The sequence below is a fragment of the Glycomyces rhizosphaerae genome (assembly GCF_042647865.1).
Taxonomy (GTDB): Bacteria; Actinomycetota; Actinomycetes; order Mycobacteriales; family Micromonosporaceae; genus Glycomyces; species Glycomyces rhizosphaerae.
In genome coordinates, this window is record NZ_JBHRWO010000021.1 from 39,491 (window position 1) to 56,105 (window position 16,615).

Consider the following 16,615-nt stretch of genomic DNA (forward strand, 5'->3'; position numbering starts at 1 on the left):
CATTAGCGGAATGCCCGTTCTCAACGTCAGCGGTGCGACCGTCTCCTACGGCGGTCGCGCCGTCGTCCGCGGCGTCGACCTCGCCGTCGAACCCGGAGAAGCCGTAGCCCTCATGGGCGCCAACGGCTCCGGGAAGTCCACCCTCATCAAGGCCGTCGCCGGGCTCGTCCCGCTCGCCGGCGGCGCCATCGAACTCTTCGGCACCCCGCAGAAGCGCTTCCGCGCCTGGAAGCGCATCGGCTACGTCCCCCAGCGCACCGGCGCCGCCTCCGGCGTCCCCTCCACCGCCGCCGAAGTCGTCTCCCAAGGCCGCCTCGCCCACCGCTTCATCGGCATGCCGCCCCGCCGCGCCGACCGCGAAGCCGTGACCCGCAGCCTCGCCGAAGTCGGCCTGGCCGACCACTCCCACTGCTCCGTCGACACCCTCTCAGGCGGCCAGCAGCAGCGCGTCCTCATCGCCCGCGCCCTCGCCACCGAGCCCGAACTGCTCATCATGGACGAGCCCACCGTCGGCGTCGACGCCGAAACCCAGGCCGCACTCGCGACCGTGATCGCCGACCGGATCGACGCCGGCTGCGCCGTCCTCCTCGTCACCCACGAACTCGGCCCGCTCACCGACCGCCTCGACCGTGCTGTCGTCCTCGCCGACGGCAAGGTCGTCCATGACGGCGCGCCCCCGCGCCCCGTCGGCGAACACGCCGACCCCCACCACGACCACGCCCACCCGCACGCCAACGGCGACAGCGCCGACGAACCCTTCTGGGGCGGCAAATGAACGTCGACACGATCCTCGGCTACTTCGAGTACGAGTTCATGCAGCGCGCCCTCATCAGCGCGCTCGTCGTCGGCCTCTGCGCCCCCGCCGTCGGCGTCTTCCTCGTCCAGAAGCGCCTGGCGCTCATCGGAGACGGCCTCGGCCACATCGCCCTCACCGGCGTCGCCATCGGCTTCCTCACCGGCACCGCCCCCATGTGGACCACCCTCGCCGTCACCGTCGCCGCCTCCATCGTCATGGAGATCCTCCGCAGCCACTCCAAGACCTCCGGCGACGTCGCCCTCGCCATGATGTTCTACGGCGGCATCGCCGGCGGCGTCTACCTCACCGGCATCGCCTCCGACAAAGGCGTCGCAAACCTCCAGCAGTACCTGTTCGGCTCGCTCCTCACCGCCGGCTGGGACGAGGTCTGGACCATCGCGATCGGCGGCGCCGTCGTCGCCGTCCTCATGCTCGTGCTCCGGCCCTGGCTCACCGCGATCTGCGCCGACGAACAGTACGCCCGCGTCTCCGGCCTGCCCGTCGCCGCGCTCAACCTGCTGCTCCTGATCACCACCGCCGTCACCGTCTCGGTCTCGATGCGCGCGGTCGGCCTCCTCCTCGTGAGCGCCCTCCTCGTGATCCCCGTCGTCACCGTCCAGCAGTTCACGCGCTCCTTCAAAGCCACCATGTTCAGCGCGATGGCCGCCGGGTTCCTCATCGCCGGCGCCGGCGTCCTCGCCTCCGCCGCCAAGGACGTCCCGCCCGGCTCCACGATCGTGCTCATCGGCGTCGCCGCGTTCGTCGTCACGGCCGTCCTGGCCGCCGTCGTCCACCGCCTCCGCCGCACCCGGCGAGCCCACCTCCCGCCCGAAGGCGAGCCGCTCGAAGTCGAACTGCCCGCCCCGAACACATGACCGGAGCGGGACCCGCGCCACCTGCGCCCCGTAACGGAGCCGGGACGCGATATTTTTGCAGTGTGCGGACCGAGACCGAGCTAGCCGAATCCACCCCAGCCGACTACGAGGCGGCCGGGGAGCTGCTGCGCGCGCTCGCCGCGCCCCTGCGGATCGCCATCGTGATGGAACTGGCCGACGGGCCCAAGTACGTGCACCAGATCGTCGAGACCCTCCGCGTCACCCAACCCCTCGTCTCGCAGCATTTGCGGGTCCTCCGGGGAGCGGGTATCGTGCGCGGCACCAGGTCGGGCCGCGAGATCTCCTATTCGCTCATCGACGACCACATCGCGCACATCGTCACCGACGCCGTCCACCACGCCCGAGAGGAACGCTAGTGGCCACGAAGCCTCCGGCCGAGAACATGGCCAGGTCCACCAAGCAACGGACCGCGATCCTCGAACTGCTCGAACACGACGACGCCTTCCGCTCCGCCCAGGACCTCCACGCGATCCTGCGCGAAGCCGGGTCCAAGATCGGCCTCACCACCGTCTACCGGACCCTCCAGGCCTTCGCCGAGGCCGACATCGTCGACGTCATGCGCCTGCCCGGCGGCGACCACCTCTACCGCCTCTGCTCCGCCGAAGAGCACCACCACCACCTCGTGTGCCGTTCCTGCGGCAAGACCGTCGAGGTCGCCGGGCCCACCGTCGAGCGCTGGGCCAACAAGGTCGCCGCCGACCACGGCTTCACCGACGTCGGACACACGCTCGAACTCCACGGCCTGTGCGCCGAATGCTCCAAGTAGGGTTGGCGCCGTGCTGGTCGTATATCGTTTCGCCGTAACCGAAGACGAGACGGAAAGCTTCGCTCGCGACGCCGAGGGCGCGCTCGCCGCGCTGGCCTCCTGCCAGGGATACCTGCGCGGCGGTCTCGGACGCGCGCTCGACTCCTTCGGCGACGGCGAGGACGCCACCTGGATGCTCTGGACCGAATGGAGCGACGTCGGCTCCTACCGCCGGGCGCTCTCGAACTTCCAGGTGAAGATGTCCACCCCGCTCCTGTCCCGCGCCCTTCCCGAGGCCTCCGGCTTCGAGGTGCTCGCCGAGTGCGCACCCGGCGGCGAGCCGCAGCGCACCGACTCCGACCGCACCGCCGACCCCGCCGGAGCCGTCGAGGACCGCGCCCGCCGGGAGACCGCCCGATGAGCGACCGGCCGAACCCCGAAGAGCCCGAACAGCACCGGGACGCCGCCCCGCCCGTCGAGCCCGTGCCGCAGGCGGTGCCGGTCGAACCGGTCCCGGCCGAACCGACCCCGCCGCTGCCGTCCGAAATCGCCGAGCCGGCCCCTGAACCGGAGTCCCGGAAACAGGACGAAGCGGTCGAGGCCGAGCCGCACACCTCGGTCGAAGCCGTGGCGGACCCGGCCGATCCGAAGTACGCCTCGCCTGCCTCGCCGAACCCGCCCGGCCCGTTCGCGAGCGGAGAATTCGCGCAGGTGAGCGCCCCCGAGCAGATCCCACCGGCACCCGGTGCGGCGCCGATCCCCATGGACCCCGAACCTTCAGGCGCCGAACCGGTCGCGCCCGACTCCGGTGCGCCGATCGCGCTCACTGCCGAGACCGAGACGACGCTCGCGCTCCCGCCCACGACGAAAGAGGTCGAGCCGGCCCCCGCGCCCTCGGCCCCGCCACCGCCGCCCACCGGCGTGCCGGTCCCGTTCGCGGCCCCGCCCACCGGGCACCCCCGAAACTTCGGCCTGAAGCTGGGCCTGGGCATCGGCGGCGGCGCCCTGGCCGTCATCGCCATCGTCGTGGCCATCGTGGTCGCGGTCGCCGTGTTCGCGAACTCGATCGGCGACAAGGTAGAAGGCACCGCCGAGGCGTTCATCGGCGCGGTCGCCGAGGACGACTGGGACACCGCCTACGCGATGCTCTGCGAGTCCTACCGGCAGCGCCCCGCCGAGGACTACATCAACGAATGGGACGCCTGGGACGCCGAAGGCGCCGAGATCGGGCAGATGAACCCCAGCACCGGGAACGTCACGGTCGAATTCGACGACGGCACCGCCATCGAACTGGTCATCGCCGTCGAGCAGACCGCCGAGACGCTCGACACGAGCGTCTGCGGCTGGCGCTCCACCACCGTTTAGCCGCGCCCGCCGGCGAACTGCTGCGGCACCGGGCACTGGCACTGATGGTGCCGGTGGACGGGGCAATGCCCCAGCGGATACCGCTGCGGCCCCGCGGGAGCGCGGTTCGGCGGTGGCGTCGCCGGCCCGACGGGCATCGGTGCCGGGGGAGCGGGCGCCTGGTTCGGCACCGGGTACTGCGGCCCGGCCTGCGGCAGCGGCTGCCCTGCCTGCTGAACCGGCTGCTGCGGTGCGTAGCCCGGGCCCGGCTGCATGTAGACCATCGTCATCTGGGCACCGGGCGCCCACGAGCGCACGCCCCGCAGGAACACCATGATGAACGCGATCAACGCCAGGACCGTGAAGACGATGCCGGCGACGAGCGCGGTCATGGCCACCGCGAACAACTCGTCCTTGTTCGGGTCGCCGTCGAGGTCCATCACCTGGATGTTCGCCGCGATCACCCACATCGCGCCGGCGACGGCGGCGAGACCCACCCAGATCGGGGTGTAGACCCGCGTCCAGAACCGGCCGCGCTGCAAGCTCACCGCGGAGATGACCGCCAGCGTCCCGATGACCGCGAACGCGACCACGCCGAGCACGCCGAGGAGCATGAGGTCGGTCTCCATGAACAGGTCGAACGCGCTCGACGCGGTCTCCCAGCTCTCGAGCCCGTCCGCGAAGTCGACCTGCGCCCAGCGCAGACCGACCCACACCCAGACCAGCGGCAGCAGCGCGAGCACCCACAGCGCGAGCTGCACGACGGTGACCGAGCCCGGTTTCGCCTGCAGCCGTTCGGGTGCGACCTGCCGCGCCATGAGGACCATGCCGGGGCCGGGCGTGCCCTGCACGGGGACCTCGCCGCGTTGGACGCGGTGCATGAGGATCCACGTGCGGGCGGACTTCGAGACCAGCAGGACCAGCAGGACCGTGTAGAGCAGTCCGATCGCGATGCCGACGATCACCGGCAGCGTCGTGTACTCGATGACGCTCATGCCGAACATGGTGGTGGTCAACGCGATCGCGATACCGAGGACGGCGCTCACGACCGCCCAGACCCATGCCCAGCGCTTGCCTCGGGTGATCTGGATCGGCGTGACGACCGCCTGGATCGTCGCGTAGATCGCGTAGATCAGGCTGATGACGCCCAGCGGATTGAGGCTCTCGGCCATGCTGAGGGCCGAGAACAGGTCCGCCCCGGCGGCCAGCACCGCGAAGAGCCACAGGATCGTCTGGATCCCGGTGACGCTGCGGGGCTTGGCCATCCCGAGGTCGAGCGGCAGCTGACCGGGGATCGGCTGGCCGACCGGCGTCGCTGCGGGGCCGTACGCGCCGCCCGGCCCGGCGAGCTGCGGTCCGCCGTACGGCCCGCCGACGCGGTCGGGCGGGGGCGGCGGGAGTTGGTTGTAAGACATTGCCTGCCTTGAGGATCAGTACTGGGGCGGGTACGGAGGCTGCTGCTGGTACCCCTGCTGTTGCTGCTGCGGATACCCGCCCTGCTGCTGCCCGTACGGGCCCTGCTGCTGCGGCTGTCCCATGGGGACCACCATGATCAGCGGGGCCGAGGGATTGGAGGGCGTCCAGGCTCGGACGCCGGGAGTCAGCAGGAGCACGAAGACGGCGACCGCCAGGACTGCCATCGACCCGTTCAGGATCAGGATCATCCGGTACGGATTGGGCATGCCCGGAGGGTAGAAGCTGGACTGCTCGTAGAAGTAGGACACCACGTATCCGATGGCGGCGGCGGCGATCGGGGACCAGATCAGCCCGAACACCCGGCCGCCGAGCTTGCCCTTGAGGACCAGCAGCGCGGTGAGGACGGCGCACAAGAGGAACGCCAGGTAAGCGACCATGATGTGCCCGAGCTGGGGGAACGCTCCGAAGAAGAGCCGCTCGTAGAGGCCGCTGCCGCCGTCGAAGCCGTTCGCCTCGGCCATGCGCATGCCTTCGAGCGTGTTGCTCACGATCTGGTACGACTCCCACGCCAGCAGGGCCGAGAGGAGGCCGAGCGCGACCGCGGCGACGGTCGCGGACATGGGCCGGTTCTCGGGACGCTCGGGCGCGGCGGCCGGGCCCTGTTGGGCCATGCCGGGCATCCCGCCCATGCCCATTCCGGGGACCTGCACCTCACCTCTCTGGATGCGGTGCATGAGGATCCACTGCCGGGCCGACTTGGAGCACAGGAGGCCCAGGAGTGTCCCGTAGAGGACGGTGAGGGCGAGGGTGACCGTGATGATCATGTCGCCGCCCGTGTCGAACATGATGACGCCGTAGATGAACCCGGTGAGACTCAGGGTGAGCCCCAAGATCGCGCTGATGAGCGACCAGATCCACGCCCAGCGCTTGCCGCGCGAGATGTGCACTCCGCTGGCGAGCGACTGGATGGTCGAGTAGACCCCGAACGCCAGACCGACCAAGGAGAACGGGTTGAAGAACTCGACCATGCTCATGATCGAGAACAGGTTCCCGATCGCGCTGACGGCCAAGAAGATCCACAAGATGACCTGGATGCCGGTGATCGTGCCGGGTTTGCTCATCGACATTTCGGGAGGTGGCATCTGCCCGGGCACCGGCTGCGCCGGCGACTGCCGCATCGGGCCGTACGCGCCGCCCGGCCCCATCTGCTGCGGTCCGGGCTGTGGCGGCGGGGCGGGCTGGTACTGCAGGTGCATGCGGTCCGGGGGCGGGGGCGGCATGGTCATGGGGTGGATTCCTCTTGCTCTGGGGCTTTGGTAGCGGTCACCTTACCGGATGTCGCTCATTGGGGTGGTGCTCGCCGAGTAGCGCGCTGTGCGCGCGTCCGAAGGGGGACAAGGGGTTCGCGTCCCTGTTCGTACTGGGGATCCTTTTCGCTGGTTCCCGGGATGCGGCGGTTTGCTAGTCTGACTGACGCCGAACGACCTCCGAGTGAAGCAGGACGCGCTGTGGCTGAGACGACGCCCACTTCCCATACCTTCCAAGTGGACCTGCGCGGCCTGGTGGACCTCTTGTCTCACCACCTGTACTCGTCGCCGAAGGTCTATGTGCGGGAACTGCTGCAGAACGCGGTGGACGCCATCACGGCCCGCGGCCACATCGACCCGGGTTTCCAGCCCGGCGCCCGCGAGGTCGCGATCGTCGCGGACGGCAAGCGCCTTCGCATCACCGATCACGGTGTGGGCCTGACGCTCGCAGAGGTGCACGAGCTCCTCGCGACGATCGGCGGCTCCTCCAAACGGGACGAGGAGATCGAGGGCGCGCGCCGCGACTTCCTGGGGCAGTTCGGGATCGGCCTGCTCGCGTGCTTCACCGTCGCCTCGGTCATCACCGTGACCTCGCGTTCGGCGAAGGACCCGTCCGCCCCGGTGGTCCGCTGGGCCGCCCGCGACGACGGCTCGTACACGGTCACGGAGGTCCCCCTTTCGGAGCACCCGGAGCCGGGCACCACGGTCGAGCTCGTCGCCCGCAAGGGCGAGGACTGGTTGCAGCCCAAGCGGGTCGCCGACCTCGCCCGCGAGTACGGCTCACTGCTGCCGGTGGACATCACGGTCTCGGACGGCGGCACGCCCGTCGACATCACCGCGACGCCGCTGTGGGAGCGGCAGCACCCCACGCCCACGGCCCGCCGCGTCGCGCTGAACGAGTACTGCGAGAGCGCGTTGGGCTTCCCGCCGCTCGACGTCATCGACCTGGACGTGCCGCTCGCGGGCATCAAGGGCTTCGCGTTCGTCCTCCCGCACGCGACCTCGCCCTCGGCCCGCCCGGCGCACCGCGTGCACCTCAAGCGGATGCTGCTGACCGACACCGCGGACAACCTGGTCCCCGAGTGGGCCTTCTTCGTGCGCTGCGTGATCGACACCGATGCCCTGCGCCCCACCGCCTCCCGCGAGTCCCTCTACGACGACGAGGCCCTCGCGGTCGCCCGCGACGCGATCGGCGCGCAGATCCGCGAGTGGATCTCCCGCCTCGCCGCCGAGGACCCGACCCGCCTGGAGGCCTTCCTCGCCGTGCACGAGCTCGGCGTCAAGGCCCTCGCGCGCCACGACGCCGACCTGCTCGCGGCGATGCTGCCGTGGCTGCGGTTCGAGACCACCGCGGGCCACACGAGCCTCCCCGACTTCGCCCGCGCGTACCAGCCGATCTACCTGGCCTCCAGCGTGGACGAGTACCGGCAGGTCGCCCAGATCGCCGCCGCCCAGGGCATCGGCGTCGTCAACGGCGGCTACACGTACGACGCCGAGCTCATCCAGGCCCTGCCGCGCCTGGACCCGCAGATCAAGGTCGAGAACCTCCAGCCCGGGGTCATCTCGGCGAGCCTGGACCCGGTCGACGCCGGCGCCGAACTCGCACTGCGGTCCTTCCTGAACGCCGCCCGCGCCCGGTTGGATACTGTGGACGTGGACGTCGTGGTCCGCGAGTTCAACCCCGTCTCGGTGCCCGCGCTCCTCCTCGACGACCGCGAGTCCCGCCGCGAACGCCAGCGGGCCGAAGCGGAAGCCGAGGCCGACGACCTGTGGGGCGGGATCCTCGCCTCCATCAAGCAGAACGCGCCCCGTGCGCAACTCGTCCTCAACCACCGCAACCCCACCGTTCGCCGCATCGCGGCGATCGGCGATCCCGAACTCGCGGGCACCGCCGTCGAATCCCTCTACGGCCAGGCGCTCCTGATGAGCCACCGGCCGCTGCGCAGCGCCGACACCGCGCTCCTCAACCGTTCCTTCATGAACCTGCTGGAACACATCACGCAGGAGTGAGCCGCTCCCCGACTCCATCGCAAGCCCCGGCTCACTCCTCAAATAGGACAGTTAAGGACTGGTATGGCCACTCCCGACCCCGACGAGATCTGGCGACTGCTCAACGAGGCCCGCTTCGAAGAGGCCAGTGAGGCGAAGGTCGCGGCCCTCGAACGAGCGGTCGAGGCCGCCGACGCCGTCGGCGACCCCGAGCTGACCAACTACGCGCTCAACGGCCTCGTCGACGCCTACGAGTTCTCCCGCGACTCGACCCGCCTCCTCGTCCCCTTCGCGAGGCTCCTGCGCAACTTCGACTCCCAGCCCGACCACTTCGACGCCTACCTGACCCGGTCCCTGTACTGGACGTTCAAGTGGATCGTCGACACGATGATCGAGCAGCCCGACGTCCCGCTCGAATCCATCGAGCACTGGCTCGAGGAGATGCGCCGCCGCTACAGCGAGGCCGGCTACTCCATGCACGCCCCGGCCGCCTACGAGATGCAGCTGGCCTACCACGTGGGCGACTACGACCGCGTCGCCGCCGCGATCGAGGCCCTCGGCGAAGCCGAGGAGGACGAGATGTCCGACTGCACCGCCTGCCAGTACACCTCCTTGGCCACCATCGTGTTCTACGCCGAGGAGGACTCCGCGGACGCGGCCATGGAGATGCTCGAACCGGTCCTCTCCGGCGAGCAGACCTGCGCCCACGAACCCCACTACGGGCTCGCGCTCTCCCTCCTGCCGCTGGTCGAACTCGGCCGCATCGACGAGGCGCGCGCCAACCACCTGCGCGGCTACCAGATGTGCAAGGGCAAAGAGGACATGGTCCCCATGGTGGCCCTCCACGCCGAGTTCTGCGCCCTCACCGGCAACGAGCACCGCGCCGTCGAGATCCTCGCCGACCACGCCCGCTTCTACGACCTCGACCTCGGGGTGCGCGACCGCCAGCGCCTCATGGAGGTCACCGTCCTCACCTGCCGCCGCCTCAAGGAGCTCGGCTTCGCGGACACCGCGATGCCCGGGCCGACCGGCACCGAGTGGACCGCGACCACGCTCCACGACTGGGCCGAGGCCGAGCGGGTCGCGATCTGCGCCCGCTTCGACGCCCGCAACTTCAACGACCACCACTCGACGATGTCCTCGTGCGTCATCGACTCCACTCCTTACGACAAGCCGGTCCACTTGGGCCTCAAGGAACTCAGGCCCAAGCAGCCGGTCGCGCCTCCGGCCCCGGAGGCGGTCGAGGGCCCCGACCTGGACGCCGCGATCGACGCCGCCTACGCCGCGTACGACGCCTGCTCGCCCGACACCTGGAAGGCCTGGCTGCAGGTCGGCGCGATCGCCGACGCGCTCGGCATCGAGCTCATCCCCGAGCACCGGGCCGAGATCGCCCACGCCGAATCGGCCCAGTCCGACGACCCCGAGCGGGTCGCCGACGGGCTGCGGCGCGCCATCGAACTGTTCGGGCTCGCCGAGCAGCCCGGCCGGGCCCTCGTCGCCCAGTCGTTCCTCCTCATCCACTTGGCGGAGGCCGAACCCGAGGCGACCCGCGAGGGCGCCGACCGCGTCGCCGCCACCGCCCGCACGCTCCGCGCCGAGCAGCGCATCGACGACCGCAGCTTCCACACCAGCCAGGTCCTCGCCATGCGCGCCGAGTACCTCGCCGCCACCGCCACCGGGGATCTCGCGGCCGGCCGCCCCATCGAAGCCGACACCAGTGAGACCATCCGCCTCGGCGACCCCGGCGCGTTCACCGCCGACCTCGACGAGCGTGCCCGCGCGCTCGAAGCCGAGCTCGCGGCCTTCCCCGACCGCCGGTACGCGCTCATCCGCCGCTGCGACCTGCTCGACCTGCGCGCCCGTCTCGAAACCGACGCGGCCGCGAAGACCGCCCTGCTCGCCGCCGGGCTCGACGTCGCACGCGCCGCCGACGCCGGATGGGCCGTGGCCCGCTCCAGCGCCGACCTCGCCGACCAGGTGGGGCTCACCGGCGACTTCGACCGGGCGCTGGCCATCTGCCGCGAAGGCCTCATCGCGCTCGGGGACGAACCCGCGCACACGATCGCCGCGAAGCTCCACCTGCAGGCCGCGGAGTTCACGATGCGCGCCGCGGACCACCCCGCGACGTACGAGCACGCGCTGGCCGCTTCGATCCACTGCGACGCGGCGGGCATGACCGTCCCGGCAGCGGTCGCCCGCCACCTGATGGGCGTGGCCCTGGTGGAGCAGGACCGCCGCGCCGAGGCCGTGCCGCTGCTGGAAGCGGCGCTCGAGGACCTGCCGGCCCAGGAGCTGTGGCGGGTGTGCAACGTGCGCTTCAACCTCGCGGAGTCCTACGACCGCCAGGGCGACACCCGCCAGGGCGTCGAGCACGGGCTCGCGGCTTTGGCGCTCATGGAGACCTCTGAGGAGGACTACCTGGTCAACCTGTACGCCGAGACGCTGTTCCTCACCGGGGAGCTGCTGGAGAAGCTCGGCGAGCACGACCACGCCCTGGAGGTCTACACCCGCGCGATCGAGGCCGCCGACGCCGTCGGCGACCTCGCCTCCTGGACCCGCGTCAGCCGCGCCCGCGCTTGGCTGCTGCGCACGATCTTGGGCGACACCGCGTTCGGTGAGGGCCTGCAGACGATGGCGCAGATCGCCGCGCGGCTGCACGCGGTGCGCGCCGACGCCGAGGCGTCCGAGGCGGTCCGGGAGGCCGCCCGTTTCGAACTCGGCGAGACCTACCGCCAGCACGCCCAGTTGACGTTCCAGTTCTTGGAGAGCCAGGCCGGTGAGCAGGGCCTGCACCGCGACGAGGCCGAGCCGGTGCTCGACCTGCAGCGCCGCGCGGTGGCCGTGTTCCGCGACGGCCCGCTGCTGCTGGAACGCGCGAGTCTGACCGCGCACCAGACTATGTGGCTGCTGTCCGAGCTGGGGGACACGCCGGGGGCGATCGAGGTGGGGGAGGACGCCCTGACCTGGCTGACCGCCCCTGAGACGGCCGAGGCCCGGGAGGGTTTCGAGCAGCACCTCGCCGACCTGCGCCAGGGCGACGGTGCCAATTTACGGCTCGCAAGCGTCGCCGAGGGGGCCAATTTACGGCTCGCAAGCGTCGCCGAGGGGGCCAATTTACGGCTCGCAAGCGTCGCCGAGGGGGCTGATTTACGGCTCGCAAGCTCGCCGAGGGTGGAAGCCTGAGTGACGCGACTCGCGGAGAAGGGTGCGGACAGCGGCGGCACCGCTGCGAGGTACGCTTGCTCACTGGCGGAATGCATACTTCCCGTGTGCGCCGTGTCGGCCTTCAGGTGTGAAACTGAGTCGACAACGGGCCGCCGCTCGAACAATCTGTTCTGAGAAACCATCCGCAGTCTCACCGACCGCCAGCCGGATCGAGAGGAATCATCGTGTCCCAAGATCGCACCGAAGCGCTCATCAGCCTGTCCAAGCGCCGCGGCTTCGTCTTCCCCAGTTCGGAGATCTACGGAGGCACCCGCTCCGCCTGGGACTACGGCCCGCTCGGTGTGGAGCTGAAGGAGAACATCCGCCGCGAGTGGTGGAACGCGATGGTGCGCGAGCGGGACGACGTGGTCGGCCTCGACTCGGCCGTGGTCCTCAACCCCCAGGTGTGGGTCGCCAGCGGCCACCTCGAGGAGTTCACCGACCCGCTCACCGAGTGCCAGTCCTGCCACAAGCGCTTCCGCGCCGACCACCTCGTCGAGGCGTACCAGGAGAAGCACGACGGCCGTGAGCCCGAGGGCGGCCTCGCCGACCTCACCTGCCCGCACTGCGGCGCCCGCGGCTCCTTCACCGAGCCGCGCATGTTCAACGGCATGATGAAGACCTTCCTCGGCGCCACCGAGGACACCGAGAACACGCACTACCTGCGTCCGGAGACCGCCCAGGGCATCTTCGTGAACTTCACGAACGTCATGACCGCGTCGCGCCGCAAGCCCCCGTTCGGCATCGCGCAGACCGGCAAGTCGTTCCGCAACGAGATCACGCCGGGCAACTTCATCTTCCGCACCCGCGAGTTCGAGCAGATGGAGATGGAGTTCTTCGTCGAGCCGGGCACCGACGAGGAGTGGCACGAGTACTGGCTCCAGACCCGCTGGGACTGGTACGTCGACCTGGGCCTCTCGGAGGCGAACCTGCGCCGCTACGAGCACCCGAAGGACAAGCTCTCCCACTACTCGAAGCGCACCGTCGACATCGAGTACCGCTTCCAGTTCGCCGGCAGCGAGTTCGGCGAGCTCGAGGGCATCGCCAACCGCACCGACTTCGACCTGTCGACCCACTCGAAGCACTCGGGCGCCGACCTGTCGTACTTCGACCAGGCCAAGGGCGAGCGCTGGACGCCGTACGTCATCGAGCCCGCGGCGGGCCTGACCCGCTCGGTCCTCGCGTTCCTCCTCGAGGCCTACGACGTCGACGAGGCCCCGAACACCAAGGGCGGCGTCGACAAGCGCACCGTGCTCCGGTTCGACCCGCGCCTGGCCCCGGTCAAGGCCGCGGTGCTGCCGCTGAGCCGCAACGAGGACCTCTCGCCGAAGGCGAAGGACCTGGCCGCGGCCCTGCGCAAGCGCTGGAACGTCGACTTCGACGACGCGGGTGCGATCGGCCGCCGCTACCGCCGCGCCGACGAGATCGGCACGCCCTACTGCATCACCGTCGACTTCGACACCCTCGAGGACCAGGCCGTGACCATTCGCGACCGCGACTCGATGAAGCAGGAGCGCGTCGCCATCGACCAGGTCGAACAGTTCCTCTTGCAGAGGCTCTGACAGCTCGAGCGCCTGTAGGACTCAGTACCGACTGGGGCCGATCTCGATTCGATCGAGGTCGGCCCTTTCGGGTATCCACTTCGCGAGCACGTCGACGTACTGCATGGACTCGCCCGCCGGCATGGTCCGGTACGCGCCCGCGACGACGTCGGTGCCGACGTCGCCGTTGGCGGGCAGACCCCCGATCAGCCGCCCTTCGCCGTCGCGGAACAGGACCGAGATCTGCGCTTCGGTGACCGCCTCGGTCTCGGCCCGGAAATGCACCCGGTACCCGTCGGGGCTGGCCAGCGGCTCGGTCTCGACGAGCTCGAAGTGCGGCAGCGGGTCGGGGATCGTCAGGGACTCCACGTCGACCTCCCACGCGTCCTCGGGATAGAGCATCGCCGGCTCGGTCGGCTCCAGGACCAGTTCCTCCGCCTCGACCTCGTCCAAGTTGAGGTCCATCACGTAGCCGATCGCCGCGGTCGAGCGCGGCGGGATCGAACCGAGGTACATGGTGTCCAGGTTGACCAGGTAGCCCCGCTCGGTCTCGGCCTGGATCGACAGCCCGCCGGGCAGCAGCTCCCCGTCGTGCGGGTTGCGGACCACGACCGCGGCGAGGATCCACTCCTCGCCTTCGGCATCGGTGATCTTGCTGAAGCCGTGCTCGACGATGTCGAGCTCGACCACCTCCTCGAAGAACGCCGCGTCATCGGAGTACGTGGGCGGCCCGGAGGGCAGTTCCTCGACGGTGGCGACCTGCTCGTCGGTCCCCGGCGGATGCTCGATCGCGACGACCAGCGCCACCGCCGAGACGACGACCGCGATGACGAAGGGGAGTCGCGGCAGCGGCTCCGCCCGCAGGTGGGCACGGGTGGTCAAATCCCGCAGCACACGTGCGGATCGCCTGATCAACCGGTTCGAGGGCATGGGGGTCCTAGTTGGGAACGCTACACTTTGCCTTTCAACGGTAGCAGTCGAGCGAGGGGAGCGAGGGTGTCCGATTCCGCCTCTCCGCAGCGGTGGGGCGAGGAGCACGAGATCGACCTCGGCGCCGTCGGCGAAGCCCGGCAGGCCCCGGAGCCCGCCCCCTCGCCGTCGCGCCCGTTCTCGCGGATTCCCAACGTGGCCTTGGCTTATGCCGCCATCGCGATCGCGCTGGCCGCCGCCGTGGTCACGGTCGTCAAGTGGTCGCCGCTGCACCGGCCCCTCGCCGAGTCCACTGTCAAAGCATTCCTCGAGGCGGTGCACGAGGGCGATGTGGACGGCGCGCTCGCCTACACCGACCAGGAGGGCACCGAAGGCGAGTTCCTGGTCCCCGAGGCCCTCGACTCGCGCTGGGCGATCGCCGAGGTCGCCCAGGTCGACTACGACGAGACCGGGAACGGCCGCGCCGTGGCTGAGGTCTACACGGAGATCGAGGCCGAGGACGGCTCCCGCGTCGGCCACCGCTACCACGTGGAGATCGACCGCGGCGACGCGTCGATCAAGGGCGCCATGGTCGCGACCGACGGCTGGGGCGCCTTCGAATACCTCGACCTGAACGGGGTCCGGCTCGACATCGACCTGGAGGTCGGGCTCGCGCACGTCCTGCTGCTGCCTGGCTACTACGAGTTCTACCCCGACCTGCCGTCCACGATGGACCTCGACGGCGGCGAGGCGATGCTGGTCCTCGGCGACCGGTACCTGACGCTCGGCACGGGCGTCGTCGACCAGTGGCTGCCCACGCCTTGGATCCTGGTGAACCAGGAGGGCGAGGACGCCATGAACGCGGCGCTGCGCGAGTACTACGACGCGTGCGCGGTGGACCCTTCAGGGGAGGGGTGCCCGTTCGCGTTCCCCGACGACCCGGACCGCGAACTCGCGCTGGCGAGCGGCGCGGCCTGGGAGGTCGTCGCTTATCCGGAGGTGCAGGCCGAGCGGCTCTGGTACGAGCACGGCACCGGCTTCGAGCTGCGGTCGGCCCTGCCGGGCGAGGCCCGGGCGCAGGTGGTCATCACCGAGGACGGCGAGACGCGCACGGCGCTGGTGAGCTGCCCGATCTGGGTGGACGGGCTCTACGCGGAGCTCGACCCCGACGGCGGCGCTTCGATCAACGCCGGCTTCAGCCTGGGTTCGGAGCGCTGCCGGTCGGTGATCGAGGTCGAGTAGCGTCCGGCGTCAGGGCGGCGAAAACGCTATTCGCTGTGAATGACGCAGCCGCAGTCGATCCAGTCGTGCTCCGACTGGTCGGTGTGCGTGATGGAGTAGTTTGCCCGGCTTTCCGATGCCCACAGGGATGCGGGGCTGACGGGGACATCGGCAGCGGTCGCGAGGGGTTCGGTCTCGCTCGGCTCGGCTTGGTGCGCCGGGGCGGTCTCCACTTGCTGGACCATGGCTGTTTTCGCTCCTTCGTTCATCGAGTCAAACGCAGGAGGAGCTCACATGGTTCCGGGCTTGAGAGCAGTCTCACAGCGCACTCGCAACGCCCACACTAGCGCCCCCTTGCGACAGTCGTATAACGCTTTCATTCCATGGGGTCGCAAGAGGGCGCCGACCAGGTGCGGCATTTGACCGATGTGCGGGGAATTACTACCAGGACGCTTTTCGCAGACCGGGCAATTCGCCTCGGTGCGCCATCTCCCTGAGTCGGACACGCGACAGTCCGAACTTGCGGTTGAACCCGCGCGGGCGCCCGTCGACGGCGTCGCGGTTGCGCAACCGGGTGGCCGAGGAGTCCCGCGGCAGCCGCTGCAGCTTCACCACGGCCTCGGCCCGGACCGCCGCATCCGTGTCCGGGTGGGCGACGAGCCGCTTGAGCTCGGCCCGCCGCTCCCGGTAGCGGTCCACCAGGACCTCGCGCCGCTGCTGCTTCGCGATCATGCTCTTCTTCGCCATTACCGGTCCTCCCTGCTGTGCTTCATGTTCCGGGTCGTCACTAGCGTTCCTCCCTGAACTCCACATGCCGGCGCACGACCGGGTCGTACTTCTTGAGGACCATCCGGTCCGGATCGTTGCGGCGGTTCTTGCGGGTCACGTAGGTGTAGCCGGTGCCCGCGGTCGACCGCATCTTGATCACGGGCCGGATGTCGGTGCTCTTGCTCGCCATCTAGACCTTCTTCCCTTCTGCTCGCAGCCGCGCCACGACCGCTTCGACGCCGTCCCGGTCGATCACCTTGATCCCCTTGGCGGACACCCGGAGCCGCACGTGGCGCCCCTCGCTGTGCAGGTAGTACCGCTTGCTCTGCAGGTTCACATTCCACCGCCGCCGGGTCTTCTTCTTCGACCACGGCACGTTGTTGCCGAAGCCGGGACCGGCGCCGGTCACCTCGCATGTTCTGGACACTGTCGTCCTCCTCTCGCGAACTCCAGTATAATGACAATCGTTTTCAAATAGA

The 16,615-nt window shown here is 69.9% G+C and carries 17 protein-coding genes; 10 read left to right on the forward strand and 7 right to left on the reverse strand.

Annotated features, from left to right (window positions below):
- The first annotated feature begins 10 nt into the window (after window positions 1-10).
- The 6 genes from ACFO8M_RS20490 to ACFO8M_RS20515 all read left to right on the forward strand — a co-directional run bounded on the left by ACFO8M_RS20490 (window position 11) and on the right by ACFO8M_RS20515 (window position 3,802).
- The gene (locus ACFO8M_RS20490; RefSeq protein WP_387979014.1) at window positions 11-775 is read left to right on the forward strand and encodes a metal ABC transporter ATP-binding protein; all 765 of its coding nucleotides are present in this window, start codon (window positions 11-13) and stop codon (window positions 773-775) included.
- Entirely contained in the window at window positions 772-1,671 is a 900-nt protein-coding gene (locus ACFO8M_RS20495) for a metal ABC transporter permease (protein WP_387979015.1), read from the forward strand. Before ACFO8M_RS20490 ends, ACFO8M_RS20495 begins: the two co-directional genes overlap by 4 nt.
- A gap of 62 nt (window positions 1,672-1,733) precedes the next feature.
- Window positions 1,734-2,048, forward strand: a complete 315-nt coding sequence (locus ACFO8M_RS20500; protein WP_387979017.1) for an ArsR/SmtB family transcription factor — start codon at window positions 1,734-1,736, stop codon at window positions 2,046-2,048.
- A gap of 26 nt (window positions 2,049-2,074) precedes the next feature.
- Window positions 2,075-2,458 (forward strand): Fur family transcriptional regulator, encoded by a 384-nt coding sequence (locus ACFO8M_RS20505; RefSeq protein WP_387980766.1) that lies wholly within the window; start codon window positions 2,075-2,077, stop codon window positions 2,456-2,458.
- A gap of 10 nt (window positions 2,459-2,468) precedes the next feature.
- Entirely contained in the window at window positions 2,469-2,858 is a 390-nt protein-coding gene (locus tag ACFO8M_RS20510) for an antibiotic biosynthesis monooxygenase (RefSeq protein WP_387979019.1), read from the forward strand.
- Window positions 2,855-3,802 (forward strand): hypothetical protein, encoded by a 948-nt coding sequence (locus ACFO8M_RS20515; RefSeq protein ID WP_387979021.1) that lies wholly within the window; start codon window positions 2,855-2,857, stop codon window positions 3,800-3,802. The genes ACFO8M_RS20510 and ACFO8M_RS20515 overlap by 4 nt, the downstream gene beginning before the upstream one ends.
- On the opposite strand, the gene ACFO8M_RS20520 is transcribed toward ACFO8M_RS20515, so the two are convergent.
- Window positions 3,799-5,196 carry a hypothetical protein gene (locus ACFO8M_RS20520; RefSeq protein WP_387979023.1) on the reverse strand — a complete coding sequence of 466 codons (1,398 nt, stop codon included), beginning with the start codon at window positions 5,194-5,196 and terminating at the stop codon, window positions 3,799-3,801. The two genes, ACFO8M_RS20515 and ACFO8M_RS20520, sit on opposite strands and share 4 nt — an antisense overlap.
- Before the next feature lie 15 nt (window positions 5,197-5,211).
- Window positions 5,212-6,483, reverse strand: coding sequence for a hypothetical protein (locus ACFO8M_RS20525; protein ID WP_387979025.1), 1,272 nt, complete (start codon window positions 6,481-6,483; stop codon window positions 5,212-5,214).
- 222 nt (window positions 6,484-6,705) lie between these two features.
- Here ACFO8M_RS20525 and ACFO8M_RS20530 point away from each other — a divergent pair, with 222 nt between their 5' ends.
- The 3 genes from ACFO8M_RS20530 (at window position 6,706) to ACFO8M_RS20540 (ending at window position 13,259) form a co-directional block, all read left to right on the forward strand.
- Entirely contained in the window at window positions 6,706-8,514 is a 1,809-nt protein-coding gene (locus ACFO8M_RS20530; protein WP_387979027.1) for an HSP90 family protein, read from the forward strand.
- 63 nt (window positions 8,515-8,577) lie between these two features.
- The gene (locus ACFO8M_RS20535; RefSeq protein ID WP_387979029.1) at window positions 8,578-11,676 is read left to right on the forward strand and encodes a tetratricopeptide repeat protein; all 3,099 of its coding nucleotides are present in this window, start codon (window positions 8,578-8,580) and stop codon (window positions 11,674-11,676) included.
- Between the two features lie 206 nt (window positions 11,677-11,882).
- On the forward strand, window positions 11,883-13,259 hold the full coding sequence (locus ACFO8M_RS20540) for a glycine--tRNA ligase (RefSeq protein ID WP_387979031.1): 1,377 nt from the start codon (window positions 11,883-11,885) through the stop codon (window positions 13,257-13,259).
- 21 nt (window positions 13,260-13,280) lie between these two features.
- Here ACFO8M_RS20540 and ACFO8M_RS20545 read toward each other — a convergent pair whose 3' ends face one another.
- Window positions 13,281-14,120: a hypothetical protein gene (locus tag ACFO8M_RS20545; RefSeq protein WP_387979033.1), complete on the reverse strand. Its 840-nt coding sequence runs from the start codon at window positions 14,118-14,120 to the stop codon at window positions 13,281-13,283.
- Between the two features lie 114 nt (window positions 14,121-14,234).
- Between ACFO8M_RS20545 and ACFO8M_RS20550 the strand changes: the two genes are divergently transcribed.
- The gene (locus tag ACFO8M_RS20550; protein WP_387979035.1) at window positions 14,235-15,389 is read left to right on the forward strand and encodes a hypothetical protein; all 1,155 of its coding nucleotides are present in this window, start codon (window positions 14,235-14,237) and stop codon (window positions 15,387-15,389) included.
- 26 nt (window positions 15,390-15,415) lie between these two features.
- On the opposite strand, the gene ACFO8M_RS20555 is transcribed toward ACFO8M_RS20550, so the two are convergent.
- The 4 genes from ACFO8M_RS20555 to rpmB all read right to left on the reverse strand — a co-directional run bounded on the left by ACFO8M_RS20555 (window position 15,416) and on the right by rpmB (window position 16,563).
- Window positions 15,416-15,613, reverse strand: coding sequence for a hypothetical protein (locus tag ACFO8M_RS20555; RefSeq protein ID WP_387979037.1), 198 nt, complete (start codon window positions 15,611-15,613; stop codon window positions 15,416-15,418).
- A 196-nt stretch (window positions 15,614-15,809) separates the two neighbouring features.
- Window positions 15,810-16,115 (reverse strand): 30S ribosomal protein S14, encoded by a 306-nt coding sequence (rpsN, locus tag ACFO8M_RS20560; RefSeq protein ID WP_387979039.1) that lies wholly within the window; start codon window positions 16,113-16,115, stop codon window positions 15,810-15,812.
- 40 nt (window positions 16,116-16,155) lie between these two features.
- Window positions 16,156-16,326, reverse strand: coding sequence for a 50S ribosomal protein L33 (rpmG, locus tag ACFO8M_RS20565; RefSeq protein WP_387979041.1), 171 nt, complete (start codon window positions 16,324-16,326; stop codon window positions 16,156-16,158).
- Window positions 16,327-16,563 carry a 50S ribosomal protein L28 gene (gene rpmB, locus ACFO8M_RS20570; RefSeq protein WP_387979043.1) on the reverse strand — a complete coding sequence of 79 codons (237 nt, stop codon included), beginning with the start codon at window positions 16,561-16,563 and terminating at the stop codon, window positions 16,327-16,329.
- Window positions 16,564-16,615: the final 52 nt, after the last annotated feature.